Origin of the sequence: Sphingobium sp. B8D3A, from assembly GCF_025961995.1 — a bacterium.
Classification (GTDB): domain Bacteria; phylum Pseudomonadota; class Alphaproteobacteria; order Sphingomonadales; family Sphingomonadaceae; genus Sphingobium.
The window spans coordinates 2,640,110-2,657,183 of the sequence record NZ_JAOQOS010000001.1 but is presented as its reverse complement, the minus strand read 5'-3'; the positions used below and the strand labels follow the sequence as shown (position 1 = coordinate 2,657,183).

Here is a 17,074-nt window from a genome sequence, read left to right as displayed (position 1 = left end):
GTTGCGGGGCCGCATGTAAGCCAACGTTATTACACAATTTTGTTGCCAATCTAAAAATCACACGGCTATGTTAGCGTTAACAAAATGAGGAGGGGCGGATGCGGCGCGCGGCTATTTTTGGATCTTTTGTCGTAGTTTTTATGGCCTCGGCCGTGCCTGCTGCCTATGGCGAGGAGCCCGCCCTGCGGCTAGGAGACTCCGGCTATTTCGAGGCGCCGGCCGCCAACGTGCTGGTGTTCAGCAACTGGTATGACGGCCTCTTCGCCGATTCGAAGATCAGCGGTGTGGAGATCATCCAGCAGGATCGGCGCATCGCCACCAATGGCGATGTCCGCCTCTCCGCCACGCCGGGCCAGTGGGATGCCATCGGGCGGATGATCGAACGCAAGGTCGACGCGCGGACCGGCACCATCGAGGCGGTGCTGGAATATCCCGAGCATGATTTCCGCTACATCATCCGTGCCGTGCCGCGCGGCGCGGACCTTCTCCTGACCGTCGAACTGCCCCGCGCCTTGCCGGCGGCGCTGGTGGGCAAGGCGGGGCTGAACCTCGAGTTCCTGCCTTCGGCCTATTACCACAATGCCTTCATGGTGGACGGCAAGGCCGGCGCCTTCCCACGTTATCCGGCCAGCGTGATGGCGCGGACGCCGGAGCGTAATCCCGCCAGTGGACGCAGCGATGGCCCCGGTGCCGAACCGCTCCCTCTGGCACAAGGCAGTGACATCGTCCTCGCCCCGTCGGATGCCGCGCGCCGGGTCCGCCTCCGCTCCCAGACGCCCGTCGCTATCTATGACGGGCGCAATCAGGCGCAGAATGGCTGGTTCGTCCTGCGGTCGCTGCTGCCGGCAGGCAAGACGGGCGTGGTGGTGCAGTGGACTCTCTCGCCGACCAGCACGCCCGGCTGGCTGCGGCCGCCGTCCATCGGCCATTCGCAGCTCGGCTACACGCCGGGGCAGGCGAAGGTCGCGACGATCGAGATCGACCGCGCCGACACCCGTCGGGCCCAAGCGACCCTTCTGCGCGTCGAGCCTTCGGGGCAGGAGGTGCCCGTTCTCAGCGGCGCGCCGACCGCAGCGAGGGATTATCTGCGCTATCGCTATCTGCGCTTCGACTTCAGCACCGTGCGCGCGCCGGGGCTCTATCGGCTGATCTATGGCGACAGCAAGACCGCGCCGTTCCGCATCGCGCAGGATCTGTTTGCCGAGGCCTGGCATCCGACACTGGACGTCTACTTCCCGGTGGCGATGGACCATGTGACCGTCAACGAGGCCTATCGGGTCTGGCACGGCGAATCCCACAAGGACGATGCGCGGCAGGCACCGCTCAATCATGAGCATATCGACCTGTATGCGCAGGGGCCGACCACCGATACGCGCTTCAAACCCGGCGAACATATTCCCGGCCTTAACATCGGCGGATGGTACGATGCCGGCGACTACGACATCCGCACGCAGACCCAATATGCCGTGATCCGCTCCATGGTGCGCAGTTGGGAAAGCTTTGGGCTGGATCGCGATACGATGAGCGTGGATGATGCCACACGGCGCGTGGAAATCCATGTGCCGGATGGTCAGCCCGACCTGCTCCAGCAGATCCGCCACGGCACGCTTCAGCTCGTCGCGCAATTCGATGCGGTGGGCCATGCGATCCACGGCATCGTGGAGCCGGATGTGGGGCAGTACACGCATCTTGGCGACGCCGTGACCAAGACCGACGGCAAGATTTATGATCCGGCGCTCAAGCCTTATGAGGTGAAGGGAGACCGTAGCGGCACGCCCGATGATCGCTGGGCGTTCACCAGCCGGTCCTCGGCGCTCAATTACGGTTCGATTGCGGCGTTGGCTGCGGCCAGTCGCGCCCTCAAGACGCTGGACCCGGCGCTCTCCGCCAAGGCACTGGCCATCGCGACGCGGGTGTGGGCCGAGGAGCAGAGCCATCCGCCTTATGTCTTCCAGCATGGCAATACGACCGGCGGGCCGCTCGAAGCCGAGCAGTTTGCGGCCGCCGTGCAATTGCTCAAGACCACGCGCGACAAGCGCTACGTGGCACAGATCGAGGCGCTGTGGCCGTCCGTCTCAAAATTCTTCGGCTTTCAGGCCGCGCTGGCGACAGAAGCCCTGCCGTTCATGCCACCTTCCTATCGCACGGCGATGGAGCCGCTCGTGCGGCAATGGGCCGCGCAGAGCGACAAGATCGCCGCCGCCAATCCCTATGGCGTGCCGATCTCGGAAGGCGGCTGGGCGGGGAATGAAGGCGTGATCGACTATGGCCTCGCCGCTTATGCGCTGCACAAGGCTTTTCCAGCGATCGTGAAGCCCGATGCGGTGTTCCGCAGCATCGACTATCTGCTCGGCAACCATTCCGGCTCGGACATCTCCTTCGTCTCGGCGGTGGGCGCGCGATCCAAGGAAGTGGCCTATGGCACCAATCGTGCGGACTTCAGCTTCATCGCCGGCGGCGTGGTCCCGGGTGCGCTGATCATCAAACCGGATTTTCCGGAGAACCATGAGGATTGGCCGTTCTTCTGGGGACAGAATGAATATGTGATCTCCGCCGGTGCAGGATTTATCGAACTGGCGAACGCTGCGCATGAGTTGGCGAACCCGGAGCGGTAATCAGGGCTGAGTAACCACCCCTCCAACCGTCACCCCGGGCTTGACCCGGGGTCCCGCTAACCTGTTCCGGCGCATTTCGTCTGGCAAGATCCTGGCGAGAAGTCGGTCCGGAAGGAAGCTGGACCCCTGTGGATTCACATTTGAAGTGCAACGGGTTGAGGAAGGCTTCAGCGGGGGTTTGGAAGCCGAGGCATTTTCGGGGCGTGTGATTGTACAGAGCCAGAATGTCATCGATTTTCAGCTGATGCAATTGGTCGACGTCGGTCTTTCTGGGCAGGCTTCGTCGCAGTCTGCCGATGGCATTTTCGACGCCGCCTTTTTGCCACGGTGCGCGGGGATCGCAGAAGAAGGTGCTGAGGCCGAGCTGGTTGGCGATATGCTGATGCCGGTTAAACTCTGTTCCATTGTCGAACGTGATTGAGCGCCGCAAGGCGGCGGGCATTGGCCCCAGCATTCGTACAAGAGCTGCTGCGACGGGGTCAGCTTTGAGGCTGCTTTGCTGCAGAGCGATGGTCAGCCTTGAGTGGCGCTCATGTGCGACGAGGATGGCCTGACCAGGGCAAGAGAAGAGCATGGCATCGGCCTCCCAGTGGCCGGCTTGCTGGCGGGTGGCGATGCTGTGGGGGCGATCATGGATCGAAGGGCGATCGGCATAGCGGGGCCAGCCTCCCTTGGTGCGCCAGCCGCGCTTGTATTTGGCGCGAGGAAGATAGAAGCGCCAGAGCCTGTCATTGGTTCGCTTCAACTGGGTGTAGACGAAGCGATAGATGGTCTCATGGCTGATGATCTTGCGCCCGGCCTCATGCGCGAGGCGCCCTGAGACCTGCTCGGGGGACCAGCCCATCGCAAGCCGGTCGAGCACATTTTCGCGCAGGGTCTTGTCGCGTTCGAGCCGCGAGCCAGTCCAACGCCGTGCCTGGGCTTGTTGCTGCGCATAAGCGGGCTGGTAGCCGACCCGCGCACCGGCGTTGCGCTTCAGTTCGCGCGCGATGGTCGACGGCTGGCGATCCAGAGTTGCAGCGATTTGCCGGATCGATTGCCCGGCTTCATGAAGCCGGGCAATCGAACACCGTTCCTCGAGCGATAACTGGCGATAGCTGGACATGGCAGCACCTGTCTGAGGTGTTGCACTTCGTTTGTGAACTCAGACCCGGGTCAAGCCCGGGGTGACGGCGGGGGTGGGGCAGGGTCTTGCCGAACACGCCACCTCAGGCGCTCAGTTCTCAAGGGCGCGCCACGCCGTGACCATGGCATCGGCCCGCTGGCGGACCTGTGCTGCGTCCAGCCCCGGCTGATAAATCGATGATCCAATGCCGAACCCAGCCGCACCAGCGCTGCGCCATGCGGCCATATTGTCCGGCCCGATGCCGCCCACCACCAGCACAGGAATGTCGGCGGGCAGCACCGCCTTCATCGCCTTGAGCACCGCCGGGCTGTGCATCTCGGCGGGGAAGAGCTTGAGCGCATCGGCGCCAGCATCGATAGCGGCGAACGCCTCGCTCGGGGTTGCGATGCCGGGCATGGAAAGCAGGCCGAGCGCCTTGGTGCGGCGGATCACCTGCGGGTTCATGTTGGGCGAGACGATGACGCGCCCGCCCGCCTGCGCGACCTGAACGACCGCGTCCACGCTCAGCACGGTACCGGCCCCGATCAGCGCGCCGCCGGGCAGGCGGGCGAGGGCGGCGATGCTCTCCAGCGGGCGGGGCGAATTGAGCGGCACCTCGATGCAGCGCAGGCCCGCCTCGATGAGCGCCGCCCCGATGGCGGGCGCCTCCTCGGGGGTGAGGCCGCGCAGGATCGCCACAAGCGGCATGTCGGCGATCTGATCGAACCACTGTGTCACAGGGATGCTCGCTTTCTCATCGGCGGACGTCGCCGGTTTGGCCGGGGTGGAATGCGGCGAGTTCCTCCGCGCTGATCGGGCTGAAATCGCCATGAACGAAATGATTGAGCACACAGAGCGCCAGACCGCGCTCGGCTGCGGTGGCGATGCCGGCATCGATATGCGCGATCACCCCGGCGGCGAATGCGTCCCCGGTGCCGATTCGGTCGACGATCCCAGCAACTTCAATAACTTGTGTCTCGAAGCTGTCATCCGGTGTATCGAGGCGGGCGCAAAGGTGATGGAGCCCGGCATGGGTGACCACGCGATGGGTGGAGGCGATGTGGCGCAGATTGGGGAAGCGCGCGAAGGCTGCCTGGGCAGCAGCGCGGCGCCCGTCCACGTCCTGCGCATCGAAGGGCTGGCCGAGCAGCATCGCAATGTCCCGCGCACTGCCGAAGAACAGATCGGCCATCTCGACATGGCGAGTCAGGATCGGCGCGGGGTCATCGCACCAGCTTTCCCAGAGCGTCGCGCGGAAATTCCCGTCGAAGGAGATCGGAATGCCGGCGGCCTTCGCCGCTTCCATCGCCGCGAGGGACAATTTGGGAGCGTCAGGCGAGAGGGCGGGGATGATGCCGGAAAGATGCAGCATGGCCGCCCCCTCCAGCACCGCAGCCCAATCATAGCGCTCGGCCGGGGTGATCGCGAAGCTGCTGCCAGCGCGATCATAGCTGATCGCGGGCGCGCGCAGGCCGCTCCCCGGTAGGAGATAGAACAGCCCCATCCGCCCCGGCTGGCGCTGCACATGGCGCACGTCCACGCCGGGCCGGCGCAATGCGTCCAGCGCCGCGTCGCCGACCGGCCCCGGCGGGAGAGCGGTGAGCAACGCGCTCGGAACGCCGAGCCTCGCCAGCGCCACCGCGACATTGGCTTCCGCACCGACGAATCGCGCATCCAGCCGCTCGCTCTGGAACAGGCTTTCGCCGGGGACGGCGGAGAGGCGGAGCAGCAGTTCGCCGAAACAGAGGATGGGGCCGGTTGTCATCGTCTCTCTTGTCAACGCGTTAGAGGCGCAGGAGTAGCCCCTCTTGACAAACAAGCGCAATAGCTCTTGATAGCGCTAACACACAGGGGCGCCCTCGGGGGGCGAGGGAGAGGAAGTGATACATCCAGAAGAGTCCGGCCCGATGCTGCCCGTCGATTGGGAAGAGGGTATGTTTCTGGGGCGAGCCGATTTTGGCGATGGCCCGAGCCCCGTGCTCGTCCGGCAGGGTGAACTGCTCGATATGGCGCACGTCTGGCCGACCGTCTCGGCGCTTGTTGAAAGCGGCGATTTTTCAGGCGCTGGCGGCACCTCGCTGGGCCATTTTGATCCTGCATCCACGCGCTTGCTCAGCCCCGTCGATCTACAATGCGTCAAGGCTTGCGGCGTCACCTTCGCTCTTTCCGCCATCGAGCGGGTGATCGAGGAGCGGGCGCGGGGCGACTGGAGCCGGGCGGCGTCGATCCGCGAGCGGCTGGAGTCGCGCATTGGCGGGCAAATCCGCTCCGTCCAGCCCGGTACGCCAGAGGCCGCCTCGCTCAAGGAGGCGCTGATCGAGGACGGGCTGTGGTCGCAATATCTGGAGGTCGCCATCGGCCCGGATGCGGAGGTGTTCACCAAGTCGCCGGTGCTCTCCACCGTGGGGCCGGGCGCCGCGATCGGCATCCGTTCGGATTCTGCGTGGAACAACCCCGAGCCGGAGATCGTGCTGCTGGCGGACAGCCTGGGCCGCGTGGTCGGCGCGACGCTCGGCAATGACGTCAATCTGCGCGATTTCGAAGGCCGCTCGGCCCTGCTGCTCGGCAAGGCCAAGGACAATAACGCCTCCTGTGCCATCGGCCCGCTGGTGCGATTGTTCGATGACAGCTTCAGCATCGATGATGTGCGCTGTGCCGAAGTGCGGCTGACCATCGCCGGAGAGGATGGGTTCGTGCTCGAAGGCGTGAGCAACATGGCGGAGATCAGCCGCGATCCGCTCGATCTGGTGCGCCAGACGCTGAGCGAGCATCAATATCCCGATGGCTTTGCGCTGTTCCTCGGCACGCTGTTCGCGCCCGTGCAGGACCGCGACGAGCCGGGGCGTGGCTTCACCCACAAGGTGGGCGATGTCGTGACCATCGCCTCCGACAAGCTCGGGCGGCTCGTCAACCGGGTCGTCACCTCGCGCGATGCACCACCCTGGCAGCTGGGTATTGGCGCCTTCTATGCAAATCTGCAGCGGCGCGGTCTTCTGGAATCGGCATGAACAAGTCTGAGCAAACACAATACGCCGTCTATCCAAGCCTGGCGGGCAAGAACGTGCTGGTCACCGGTGGGGCGACCGGGATCGGGGCGGCTATCGTCGCGGCGTTTGCGGGCCAGGGCGCGCATGTCGCCTTCCTCGACTTCAACGATCTCGCCGGCGCCGATCTGGCGCGGGATCTGGCCGGCGCGCGCTTTCGCCATTGCGACCTTCGCAACGTCGCCGAGCTGGAGCGGACCGTCCGCGCGCTGGAGAGCGAGATGGGCGGGTTCGACGTGCTGGTCAACAATGCCGCCAATGACGACCGCCATCGCTATGACGAGGTGACCGCCGATTATTGGGACGAGCGCATGGCGACCAACCTGCGCCACCAGTTCTTCGCCGCGCAAGCCGTGGTTCCGGCGATGCGCGCGCGGGGCGGCGGTGCCGTCATCAATCTGGGCTCGGTGAGCTGGCATCTCGGCATGTCTGAACTGGTTCTTTACCAGACGGCGAAGGCCGGCGTGGAAGGCATGACTCGGGCGCTGGCCCGCGATCTGGGCGGCGACAATATCCGCGTGACCGCCATCGTGCCGGGCAATGTCGATACCCCCCGCCAGAAGCAGTGGTACACGCCGGAAGGTGAGGCGGAGATCCTGCAGGCCCAGTGCCTCCCGCGCCGCATCCAGCCGCGCGATGTCGCCGCGCTGGCGCTGTTCCTCGCCTCCGATGACGGCGCGCTGTGCAGCGGGCACGAATATTTCGTCGACGCAGGCTGGCGCTGAGATGCAGCCCGAGCCGATCCTTCCCCTGGGCATGACGCTCGGCGAAGGGCCGGTCTGGTGGGACGATGCTCTGTGGTTCGTCGACATCAAGGCGCACAGGCTCTACCGCCATGTGCCGACCACCGGCGCGCTGGCGGTATGGGATGCGCCGGACCAGATCGGCTGGGCGCTGCCTACGCGCAGCGGCGACATGATGACCGGCGTGCGCACCGGCCTGCATCGGTTCGATCCGCAAAGCGGGGCATTTTCGCTTTTCCACGATCCCGAGCCGCATCTGCCCGACAATCGGCTGAACGACGCCGCCACCGACACTCAAGGGCGGCTGTGGTTCGGTAGCATGGACGACAGCGAAGCCGCGCAAACCGGGTACCTCTATTGCCTCGCCGGTGGGCAGTGCGCCGCCACGGCCGTGCCTGCTGTCGAGATCACCAACGGTCCTGCCATCAGCGCAGATGGGCGCACGCTTTATCACACCGACACGCTTGGCCGGAAAATCTGGAAAGTCCCCGTCGATGAGAACGGCACGGTCGGCGCGGGCGAGCTGTTCATCACCATCGAGAATGGCGCGGGCTGGCCCGACGGCTCCGTGCTGGATAGCGAGGGTTGCCTGTGGGTCGCTTTGTTCGGCGGCTGGGGCGTGCGGCGCTACGATCCGCAGGGCTCGCTGATGCAGACCATCTCCTTCCCGGTCGCCAATGTCACCAAGATCGCCTTTGGTGGGCCGGATCTGCGTACGGCTTATGCCACGACGGCGCACAAGGGTCTGGATGCTGCCGCGCGTGAGGCACAGCCGTTGGCCGGCCACGTTTTCGCATTCGATCCCAAGGTTGCAGGATTGCCGGTTACCCCGGCAGATATTTGACAGAAGAAACGCCGTCCCGGCCTCGGCTGGAGTCGGCAGAATTTTTGAGAGAGAGGAGGGGCTCGGCATGAGCGCTGAAACGCACGCCATCGGGCGAACCAACATCGGGTTCATATTCGCCATCGTGGCCATCGCCACCATTGGTGGCTTCATGTTCGGCTATGATTCCGGCGTGATCAACGGCACCCAAAAAGGGCTGGAATCCGCGTTTGACCTGGGCGCGCTGGGCATCGGTATCAATGTCGGCGCCATTCTGGTCGGCTCCGCGCTGGGCGCGTTTCTCGCCGGGCGCATGTCCGACCTCATTGGCCGTCGCGGCGTGATGATGCTGGCCGGCCTGCTCTTCCTCATCAGCGCGCTTCTGGCCGGTGCGGCCGGGTCTTCGGCGATGTTCATCATGGCGCGGATCATCGGTGGCCTCGGCGTCGGCGCGGCCAGCGTGATTTCGCCGGTCTATATTTCCGAGGTGACGCCCGCCTCGATCCGGGGGCGCCTCTCCAGCATCCAGCAGGTGATGATCATCACCGGCCTTACCGGAGCGTTCGTCGCCAACTTCGTGCTGGCGCGCTATGCCGGCGGCTCGACGGCGACCTTGTGGTTCAACCTGCCGGCCTGGCGCTGGATGTTCCTGCTGCAGGCGATCCCGGCGGCCATCTACATCTTGGCGCTGCTGATCATTCCCGAAAGCCCGCGCTATCTGGTGGTCAAGGGCAAGGAAGAGCGCGCCCACGTCGTTCTCTCGCGGCTGTTCGGGCCGGAGGAAGCGACGCGCAAGGTGAGCGAGATCCGCGACAGCCTCGCCGCCGATCACCATCGCCCCCGTCTTTCCGACCTGATCGACAAGACGACCGGGCGCATCCGGCCGATCGTGTGGACCGGCATCGGCCTTGCGATCTTTCAGCAGTTCGTCGGCATCAATGTAGTCTTCTATTATGGCGCCACCTTGTGGGAGGCCGTCGGCTTCTCGGAGGATTATGCGCTGCAGACCAACATCCTCTCGGGCGTGCTCTCCATCGCCGCCTGCATCGCCACCATGTTCCTGGTGGACAAGATCGGCCGCAAGCCGCTGCTGCTTTTCGGATCGGCGGGCATGGCCGTCACACTGGCGATCGTGGCCTATGCCTTCTCCACGGCGGTCACGGGCGCCGATGGCGGCGTGGTGCTGCCGGGCAGCAATGGCATCATCGCGCTGATTTCGGCCAATCTCTACGTGATCTTCTTCAACCTGAGCTGGGGGCCGATCATGTGGGTGATGCTGGGCGAGATGTTCCCCAACCAGATCCGCGGCTCGGGCCTCGCGGTGGCGGGGCTGGCGCAGTGGCTGGCGAACGCTCTCGTTTCGGTGAGTTTCCCCTCGCTGGTCATCAGCCCCGGCCTTGCGGTGGCCTATTTCGGCTATGCCTTCTTTGCCGCCGTCTCCTTCTTCTTCGTCCGCGCCATGGTGCGCGAGACCAAGGGACGGGAACTGGAGCAGATGGAAGGCTGATCGCTCACCCGACAGCACGCTCGGCCCGGTCACGCTTAGGCGTCGCCGGGCTGTTCGCTTTTCAGGGCTTGGGCTGGGGCGGGGGGCCGTCGCTCTCGCGCGCAATCAGCGTGTAGGGCGTCACGACATGGGGATGGTCCACGCCCTTCGATGAGGCGTTGCGCATCCGGATTTCCCGCGTCAGCAGCGCCACCGCCTGCTGCGCCATATCGGTGATCGGCTGGCGGATCGTGGTCAGCTCCGGCCAACTGGTGAGCGCCAGAGCGGTATCGTCGAACCCGCAGATGGTCAGCATTTGCGGCACATCGATACCACGCCGGTGCGCGACGGTGAGCGCAGCTGCGGCCATATCGTCGTTGGAGGCGAAGATGGCCGTTGGCGGCTCGGCCAGATCGAGCAGGCGCGTGGCTGCCTCCAGCCCCGAGCGGAAGGTGAAGAAGCCCTGCTCGATCAGCTCGGGCTGCGGCTCGATGCCGTGCTTCTCCAGCGCGGAGCGATAGCCCTCCAGCCGTTCGGCGCTGGCCGTCTGGTTGGGGTGGCCGGTGATGAAGCCGATGCGGTGATGCCCGAGCAGGATCAGGTGATCGGTCATGGCGTGGGCCGCCGCCTTGTCATCGATGCTCACCGAGAGCGCCCAGTCCGGCGCGCGCCCGGTGGCGACCGCGACGACCGGCACGCCGGCGCCTTCCAGCACGGCGAGCACGGAGGGGGAATCGCTCAGCGGCGGGGGCAGGACGATCCCATCCACCCGGCCCTTGAGCAGCGCTTCGATGGCCTTGTCCTCTGCGCCTTCCTCATTGCACTCCTTGACGATGAGCTGCGCGCCGGTGCGGCTGGTCTCCGCCAATATGCCGACGAGAAACTCGCTGAGATAGGCAAAGCTCGGGTTGGAGTGGAGCAGCCCGATGCGCGTGTCCTCCCCGCCGGCAAGCGTGCGAGCGGCGATATTGGGCGCGTAGTTCAGCTCCGCGATCGCGGCCTCGACCGCCAGGCGCTTGTCCTCACGGACATTGGTGCCCTTGTTGATCACACGGCTCACGGTCATCGGCGAAACGCCGGCCAGGCGGGCGACGTCCTCGATCTTGGGGCCAGAGCTCTGCCGACGGGACGAGCGGGAACTGCGGTTGGTGACCATCGCCTGACTTGTTCGCCTTCCTATCCGGAACTGGGCGAGACCTCTCCCAATATCGTGCGGTCACCGCAACAGATAAGATGAGGGGGCGATCTTGCTTTGGCTCCGCGTCGTTATCGTCTCGTCGTACCGATCTATGGGGCACGGCAATTTCGGTTTCGTTAGCGCCTGGGCGACAAGATAGCAAAAAAAGAGGTGGCCGCCGGAGCGACCACCTCATCAGTGACCTGACCCGGCGAAGAGGAAGCGCCCGGGTCCGGCATGGCTCAGATGAAGCGATTGACGAGATTTTCGATCCGCTCCTGCCTTCCGGAGGCAGGCTTGGGGTCGAGCGCGCGGGTCACGGCGAGGTCGGCGATCCCGGCGAGGTCGAGCGCAGCGATCTCCTTGCCCAGCGGACCATCCCAGCCCGCATAGCGCTGATTGCGCAGGGCATCGATGCGGCCATCCTCGATGATCGCGGCGGCATTCAACAGCCCGCGCGCCACCGTATCGATGCCGCCGATATGCCCGTAGAACAGGTCCACCGGGTCCATCGACTGGCGCCGGACCTTGGAATCGAAGTTGAACCCGCCGGTGGTGAAACCGCCGGCGCGGATCACCTCGATCATCGCGACGGTGAGTTCTTCCACGGAATTGGGAAACTGGTCGGTATCCCAGCCATTCTGATGGTCGCCGCGATTGGCGTCGATGGAGCCGAAGATTCCGAGCGCCGCTGCCGTTGCCAACTCATGCTCGAAGGTGTGGCCGGCGAGCGTGGCGTGGTTCGCCTCGATGTTTACCTTCACCTCATTCTCGAGGCCATAGCGCTTGAGGAAGCCGTAAACGGTGGCCGTATCGAAATCATATTGATGCTTGGTGGGCTCGTGGGGCTTGGGCTCGATGAGGATCGTGCCGGAAAAGCCGATCTTGTGCTTGTGCTCGACCACCAGCGTCAGGAAGCGCCCGAAATTATCGAGCTCGCGCTTGAGATTGGTATTGTGCAGCGTTTCATAGCCCTCACGGCCGCCCCACAGCACATAGTTGACGCCGCCGAGGCGATGCGTGGCCTCCAGCGCATCGCGCACCTGCATGGCGGCGAAGGCATAGACTTCCGGGTCCGGATTTGTCGCGGCGCCGGCAGCAAAGCGGGGATGGCCGAACAGATTGGCGGTGCCCCACAGCAGCTTCCGCCCGCTCGAAGCCTGCAGCTCTTCCAGATGATCGATGGCCTCGGCGAGGTGGCGGCGATGCTCGGCCACGCCTTCGGCCTGCGCCATCACGTCGACATCGTGGAAGCAGTAGAAGGGGACATCGAGCTTCTTGAAGAAATCGAAGGCGACCGCGCGCTTCTGATGGGCGGCCGCGCTGTCATTGGCGCCAGCATGCCAGGGGCGGTTGAAGGTGCCGGCGCCGAACACGTCCGAGCCCGGCCAGCAGAATGTGTGCCAGAAGCACACGGCAAAGCGCAGATGATCCTCCATCCGCTTGCCGAGCACGACGCGATCCTTGTCATACCAGCGATAGGCCAGCTCGTCGTCGGTATCCGGGCCTTTATAGGCGATGGGGGCAATGTCTGCGAAATAGTCGGTGGCCATCAGGCGCTCCCTGTCGGTTTCAAGAATGTCAGCTCTGTGCGGCGCGAATGGCGGGGTAGGCGCGGCGGAAGGCCTCGCGCTTGGGGGCCAGTCGTTCGGCGGTCAGCGGGTCGGGCTCGATCACATGGGCGATCGGCGGCGTCGTGCAGATGTCGGCGGGCGCGCCGCCGGTTACACCGATCTGCGCCAGGCGGGCCGCGCCCATCGCCGGGCCGACTTCACCGCCCTTGAGGTAATTGAGGCGCGTGCCGAGCGCCGCCGCGATGATCTGGCCCCAATAGCGCGACCGCGCGCCACCGCCGATCACGGCCAGTTCCTGCACATCGCTGCCGGCGTCGCGCAGCGCATCCAGCCCATCGGCAAAGGCAAAGGCAACGCCCTCCAGCACCGCCTGCGCCAGCCGCTCCGGCCCGCTATCTTGATCGAGATTGAGGAAGGCGCCGCGCACCTGCGGGTCGTTATGCGGCGTACGCTCGCCCGAGAGATAGGGGAGGAAGAGTTCCGGTCCGCACGCGGCGCCAACGGACTCCGCGCGGGAAAAGAGGTCGGCGGCGCCGGCTGCACCGGAGAGGCGTGCAGCAAAGTCTATGCACGACGCCGCCGACAGGTGCACGGCCATCTGATGCCAGTGTGCAGGCAGGCAGTGACAGAAGGCGTGCACGGTTCGGTCTGGATTGGGTTTGAACTGATCGTTGGCGATGAAGATCACGCCCGATGTGCCGAGGGACAGCAGCCCGTCGCCATCGCTGACGATGCCGATGCCGGCGGCGCCGGCCGCATTGTCGCTGCCCCCCGCTGCGACCGGAACGGGGGACATGCCCCAGAGTTGCGCCACGTCCGGCCGCAACGTGCCGGTCAACGCGGTGCCCTCGTACAGTGCCGGCATGTGCGCAAGGCTGAGGCCGGTCGCGTCCAGCAGTGCTTCCGCCCAACGCCGCGCGGCAACATCCAGCCACAGGGTGCCGGCGGCGTCGGACATGTCCGTGGCTTTGTCGCCGGTCATTTGCAGGCGGATATAGTCCTTGGGCAGCAGCACGGTGCGTGTGGCGGCGAAGATCTCCGGCTCGTGCCGGGCGATCCAGGCGAGCTTTGGTGCGGTGAAGCCGGGCATGACGATGTTGCCGCCGATCGTGCGGAAAGCGTCGGTCTTGTCTTCCAGCGCGATGCATTCCGCATGGCTGCGCCCGTCATTCCACAGGATCGCGGGACGCAGCGGCTGACCGTCCGCACCGAGCAGCGTGGCGCCATGCATCTGGCCGGCGAGCCCGACGCCCAGCACGGCGCGCCGCACGGCGGGGTCGATGGCCTGCACGGCTGCGGTGGTGGCGGCCCACCACGCCGCCGGGTCCTGTTCGGACCAGAGCGGTTGCGGCCGTTGCACGGTGAGCGCTGCCGTTCCCTGGCCGACAACGGCGCCATGCTGGTCGATGACGACCGCTTTCACGCCGGAGGTGCCGATGTCGATGCCGAGGAACATGCCGGTCAGTCGCGGAACGGATTGATCGTCTGGATCGTGCCGTCGGCGTTGAAGGTCAGCTCGGTGACCTTCACGTTGCGCAGGTGGTTTTTGCCGCTCAGCTGCGTGTCATGATAGAAGAGCCAGGTCTTGCCGCCCCAATCCACGATGGAATGGTGGGTGGTCCAGCCCTGCACCGGTTCCATGATCTTGCCGCGATAGGTGAAGGGGCCATAAGGCGTCTTGCCCGTGGCGTAGACGAGGAAGTGCGTGTCGCCGGTCGAGTAGGTCAGGTAGTAAGTGTCGCCGCGCTTGTACATCCAGGTGCCCTCAAAGAAGCGGCGATCATGATCGCCACCGAGGAGCGGCTTGCCTTTCTCATCGAGGATCACGGCATCGCGCGGCGCTTCGGCATAGCTCTTCATATCGGCCGACATTTTGGCGACCTTGGGCATGAGGGCCGGCTGGTCGTCCGCCTTGAGATCGGTCACGCCAATTGAGGCATCATATTTGCCCTTGGCCCAGTTCTGCAGCTGGCCGCCCCAGATGCCGCCGAAATACATGTAGCTGGTCCCGTCCGTGTCCGTGAACACATTGGGGTCCATGGAGAAGCTGCCGGCAATCGGCTTGGGCTCGGCCTTGAACGGACCCATGGGCGTGCTGCTGGTCGCCACGCCGATGTGGAAGATGCCGTCCTTGTCCTTGGCCGGGAAGTACAAATAGTAGGTGCCATTCTTGAACGCGGCGTCGGGTGCCCACATCTGCTTGGCTGCCCAGGGCACATCCTTCACGTCCAGCGCGACCGGGCCGATCTTCACCGGGCCGCCGATCTTGTCCATCTCCAGCACGTGATAGTCATGCATGGCATATTGGTTGCCCAGGTCATCGTCCGGGATGCCGGCGTCGACATCATGGCTGGGATAGACGTAGATCTTGCCGTTGAAGACATGGGCCGAAGGATCGGCGGTGAAAATCTCCGTCACGAGCGGCTGGGAGAGGAAGCGCTTGCCGTCAGCCGAGATGCCATCCGATTCATGCGCCGCGCCAGTCGCGCCATTGTTTGCAGCGGCCGGTTCATCCGAGGAGCAGGCGGAAAGGGCGGTGGCGAGACCAAGCACGACGAGGCTGGTCCGGAGCATCGGGACTTTCGGCAAGGGGGCTCTCCTTTGTTTATCTTGCGCGCCGCTTATGGTTGTGCGGCGTTGTTAAGGTAGCGCTACCATTACGGATGTGGCGCGGTCAAATGGATTCCGCTCGCGCATGAATTTGTCCTGTTTGGAAGAGGATAGGCGCTCCCGCAGATAAACAGGGCTGGGCAAGGAGAAATGGGAGCGCTACCAAAGTGACTCAGGGCAGCGAATCCGCACAGGATCAGCGTGCCGCAAAAAGGAGAGGGACGATGAAGATCGCGGCGGGACTGTGGGCGCGTGGATGGATGGCCGCAGTGCTGGCCTTGATGCCCGCGGCGGCATGGGCAGGGCCGGAGGCCCGCTTTGCAAGCTTCGATTATGATGGCCAGTCCATCGAGCAGGTAACGGTCAAGCCCGGCGCCTACCGCAACCCAATCCTCTCAGGCTATTATCCCGATCCCTCGATTACGCGGGTGGGGGAGGATTATTATCTCGTCACCTCATCCTTCGCGCATTTTCCGGGGCTTCCGGTCTGGCATTCCAAGGATCTGGTGAACTGGACGCAGATCGGCAATGCGATCGACCGGCCCGATCAGCTCAACCTCGCCGGCCGGGGCGTGTCAGAAGCCGTGTTCGCGCCGGACATCAGCTTTCATGATGGCACCTTCTACATCGTCAACACATGCGTGGGATGCCGGGACAATTTCGTCATCACCGCCAAGAACCCCGCCGGCCCCTGGTCCACCCCCATGTGGCTGCCGTTCGAGGGGATCGACCCGTCGATCTATTGGGAAGGCGACAAGGCCTACATCATTAACAATCGCGCACCGGACGAGACGCCGCGCTATGAGGGGCACCGCGCGATCTGGATCCAGGAATATGACTGGCGGGCCGGCAAGATGGTCGGGCCGAGCACCCAGCTCGTCAATGGCGGGGTGGACCTGAGCAAGAAGCCGATCTGGATCGAGGGGCCGCACATTCTGCGTAAGGATGGCTGGTATTATCTGACCGCGGCGGAAGGTGGCACGAGCGTCGATCACTCCCAGGTGGTGTTCCGCTCGCGCAAGCTGCGCGGACCTTATGTGCCGCACAAGGATAACCCGATCCTCACCCAGCGCGACCTCGATCCCGCCCGGCCCGATCCGATCACCTCGGCCGGTCATGCCAAGCTCGTCCAGACCCCGGCAGGCGACTGGTGGGCGACCTTTCTGGCGGTGCGGCCTTATGCCGACAATTATTACAATATCGGTCGCGAGACCTTCCTGCTGCCGGTTCAGTGGAAGGACGGCTGGCCGGTCATCCTGCCGCATGGCGAGACGATTCCGTTTGCGCCCAAGGCGCCCGCGCTGTCTCCACAGGCCCGGCCGGTGCTGCCGACCAACGGCGATTTCGCATATGCCGACAGCTTCGAGGGCGACCAGCTGGCCACGCAATGGGTCGGCGTCCGCACGCCCGATCACCCGTTCCATCGGCTGGAGCAGGGCGATCTGGTGCTGGCCAGTGCCGCGCCACTCGGTGACAAGGCCGGTACGCCCGCCTTCCTCGGGCGGCGCCAGCAGCATCATGTCGCGACCATGCGCACCGTCGTCACCTTCTCGCCCCAGGAGGAGGGCGACCGCGCCGGTCTTGCCGCGATGCAGAGCGATGATGCCTGGCTGTTCTTCGGCCTCACGCGGCTGAACGGGCAGGATGCAATCGCGCTGTATACTCGCGCCAAAGGGAAGGAGCAGCTGGTCGCCTCCGCGCCTATCGCCAACCGGAGCCCGATGACTTTGACGATCCGCGCGAACGGGGGGACCATGTCCTTCCACTATGCCGGGGCAGGGGGCATGGGCCGGCTCGCGGCGGATTTGGATGCCCGGTTCCTCAGCACACAGGATGCCGGCGGGTTCACCGGCACCATCGTGGGGCCTTATGTCTGGACCCGCTAGCCGAAAGGACC

At 64.9% G+C, this 17,074-nt stretch carries 13 protein-coding genes; 6 read left to right on the top strand and 7 right to left on the bottom strand.

Annotated elements, in window-relative coordinates; translation table 11 throughout:
* Positions 1 to 152: 152 nt before the first annotated feature.
* Complete coding sequence (locus M2342_RS12285) at positions 153 to 2,615, top strand: glycoside hydrolase family 9 protein (RefSeq protein WP_264579300.1); 2,463 nt, start codon at positions 153 to 155, stop codon at positions 2,613 to 2,615.
* Here the strand turns inward: M2342_RS12285 and M2342_RS12280 are convergent.
* The 3 genes from M2342_RS12280 to M2342_RS12270 form a co-directional block, all read right to left on the bottom strand.
* Complete coding sequence (locus M2342_RS12280) at positions 2,566 to 3,720, bottom strand: IS30 family transposase (RefSeq protein WP_264579299.1); 1,155 nt, start codon at positions 3,718 to 3,720, stop codon at positions 2,566 to 2,568. The two genes, M2342_RS12285 and M2342_RS12280, sit on opposite strands and share 50 nt — an antisense overlap.
* 111 nt (positions 3,721 to 3,831) lie before the next feature.
* The gene (locus M2342_RS12275) at positions 3,832 to 4,428 is read right to left on the bottom strand and encodes a 2-dehydro-3-deoxy-6-phosphogalactonate aldolase (protein ID WP_264580045.1); all 597 of its coding nucleotides are present in this window, start codon (positions 4,426 to 4,428) and stop codon (positions 3,832 to 3,834) included.
* Positions 4,429 to 4,474: 46 nt separating this feature from the next.
* Entirely contained in the window at positions 4,475 to 5,485 is a 1,011-nt protein-coding gene (locus tag M2342_RS12270; protein WP_264579298.1) for a sugar kinase, read from the bottom strand.
* 142 nt (positions 5,486 to 5,627) lie between these two features.
* Between M2342_RS12270 and M2342_RS12265 the strand changes: the two genes are divergently transcribed.
* The 4 genes from M2342_RS12265 to M2342_RS12250 all read left to right on the top strand — a co-directional run bounded on the left by M2342_RS12265 (position 5,628) and on the right by M2342_RS12250 (position 9,837).
* Positions 5,628 to 6,728 carry a fumarylacetoacetate hydrolase family protein gene (locus M2342_RS12265; RefSeq protein WP_264579297.1) on the top strand — a complete coding sequence of 367 codons (1,101 nt, stop codon included), beginning with the start codon at positions 5,628 to 5,630 and terminating at the stop codon, positions 6,726 to 6,728.
* Complete coding sequence (locus tag M2342_RS12260) at positions 6,725 to 7,489, top strand: SDR family NAD(P)-dependent oxidoreductase (protein ID WP_264579296.1); 765 nt, start codon at positions 6,725 to 6,727, stop codon at positions 7,487 to 7,489. The genes M2342_RS12265 and M2342_RS12260 overlap by 4 nt, the downstream gene beginning before the upstream one ends.
* Before the next feature lies 1 nt (position 7,490).
* Positions 7,491 to 8,351, top strand: a complete 861-nt coding sequence (locus M2342_RS12255) for an SMP-30/gluconolactonase/LRE family protein (protein ID WP_264579295.1) — start codon at positions 7,491 to 7,493, stop codon at positions 8,349 to 8,351.
* 67 nt (positions 8,352 to 8,418) lie between these two features.
* Positions 8,419 to 9,837 carry a sugar porter family MFS transporter gene (locus M2342_RS12250; RefSeq protein ID WP_264579294.1) on the top strand — a complete coding sequence of 473 codons (1,419 nt, stop codon included), beginning with the start codon at positions 8,419 to 8,421 and terminating at the stop codon, positions 9,835 to 9,837.
* Between the two features lie 61 nt (positions 9,838 to 9,898).
* On the opposite strand, the gene M2342_RS12245 is transcribed toward M2342_RS12250, so the two are convergent.
* The 4 genes from M2342_RS12245 to M2342_RS12230 all read right to left on the bottom strand — a co-directional run bounded on the left by M2342_RS12245 (position 9,899) and on the right by M2342_RS12230 (position 15,141).
* Positions 9,899 to 10,972, bottom strand: coding sequence for a LacI family DNA-binding transcriptional regulator (locus tag M2342_RS12245; RefSeq protein ID WP_264579293.1), 1,074 nt, complete (start codon positions 10,970 to 10,972; stop codon positions 9,899 to 9,901).
* Positions 10,973 to 11,235: 263 nt separating this feature from the next.
* Entirely contained in the window at positions 11,236 to 12,546 is a 1,311-nt protein-coding gene (xylA, locus tag M2342_RS12240; RefSeq protein ID WP_264579292.1) for a xylose isomerase, read from the bottom strand.
* A gap of 28 nt (positions 12,547 to 12,574) precedes the next feature.
* Positions 12,575 to 14,023, bottom strand: a complete 1,449-nt coding sequence (gene xylB, locus M2342_RS12235; protein ID WP_264579291.1) for a xylulokinase — start codon at positions 14,021 to 14,023, stop codon at positions 12,575 to 12,577.
* A 5-nt stretch (positions 14,024 to 14,028) separates the two neighbouring features.
* The gene (locus tag M2342_RS12230; RefSeq protein ID WP_264580044.1) at positions 14,029 to 15,141 is read right to left on the bottom strand and encodes a glycoside hydrolase family 43 protein; all 1,113 of its coding nucleotides are present in this window, start codon (positions 15,139 to 15,141) and stop codon (positions 14,029 to 14,031) included.
* 260 nt (positions 15,142 to 15,401) lie between these two features.
* Between M2342_RS12230 and M2342_RS12225 the strand changes: the two genes are divergently transcribed.
* Positions 15,402 to 17,063 carry a glycoside hydrolase family 43 protein gene (locus tag M2342_RS12225; protein WP_413715141.1) on the top strand — a complete coding sequence of 554 codons (1,662 nt, stop codon included), beginning with the start codon at positions 15,402 to 15,404 and terminating at the stop codon, positions 17,061 to 17,063.
* The last annotated feature ends 11 nt before the right edge of the window (positions 17,064 to 17,074 follow it).

What these genes read in the sequence shown, in the direction of transcription:
- M2342_RS12280 (WP_264579299.1), bottom strand. Translation starts at nt 3,720, where the DNA reads ATGTCCAGCTATCGCCAGTTATCGCTCGAGGAACGGTGTTCGATTGCC.
- M2342_RS12275 (WP_264580045.1), bottom strand. Translation starts at nt 4,428, where the DNA reads ATGCCGCTTGTGGCGATCCTGCGCGGCCTCACCCCCGAGGAGGCGCCC.
- M2342_RS12270 (WP_264579298.1), bottom strand. Translation starts at nt 5,485, where the DNA reads ATGACAACCGGCCCCATCCTCTGTTTCGGCGAACTGCTGCTCCGCCTC.
- M2342_RS12265 (WP_264579297.1), top strand. Translation starts at nt 5,628, where the DNA reads ATGCTGCCCGTCGATTGGGAAGAGGGTATGTTTCTGGGGCGAGCCGAT.
- M2342_RS12260 (WP_264579296.1), top strand. Translation starts at nt 6,725, where the DNA reads ATGAACAAGTCTGAGCAAACACAATACGCCGTCTATCCAAGCCTGGCG.
- M2342_RS12255 (WP_264579295.1), top strand. Translation starts at nt 7,491, where the DNA reads ATGCAGCCCGAGCCGATCCTTCCCCTGGGCATGACGCTCGGCGAAGGG.
- M2342_RS12250 (WP_264579294.1), top strand. Translation starts at nt 8,419, where the DNA reads ATGAGCGCTGAAACGCACGCCATCGGGCGAACCAACATCGGGTTCATA.
- M2342_RS12245 (WP_264579293.1), bottom strand. Translation starts at nt 10,972, where the DNA reads ATGGTCACCAACCGCAGTTCCCGCTCGTCCCGTCGGCAGAGCTCTGGC.
- xylA (WP_264579292.1), bottom strand. Translation starts at nt 12,546, where the DNA reads ATGGCCACCGACTATTTCGCAGACATTGCCCCCATCGCCTATAAAGGC.
- xylB (WP_264579291.1), bottom strand. Translation starts at nt 14,023, where the DNA reads ATGTTCCTCGGCATCGACATCGGCACCTCCGGCGTGAAAGCGGTCGTC.
- M2342_RS12230 (WP_264580044.1), bottom strand. Translation starts at nt 15,141, where the DNA reads ATGCTCCGGACCAGCCTCGTCGTGCTTGGTCTCGCCACCGCCCTTTCC.
- M2342_RS12225 (WP_413715141.1), top strand. Translation starts at nt 15,402, where the DNA reads ATGAAGATCGCGGCGGGACTGTGGGCGCGTGGATGGATGGCCGCAGTG.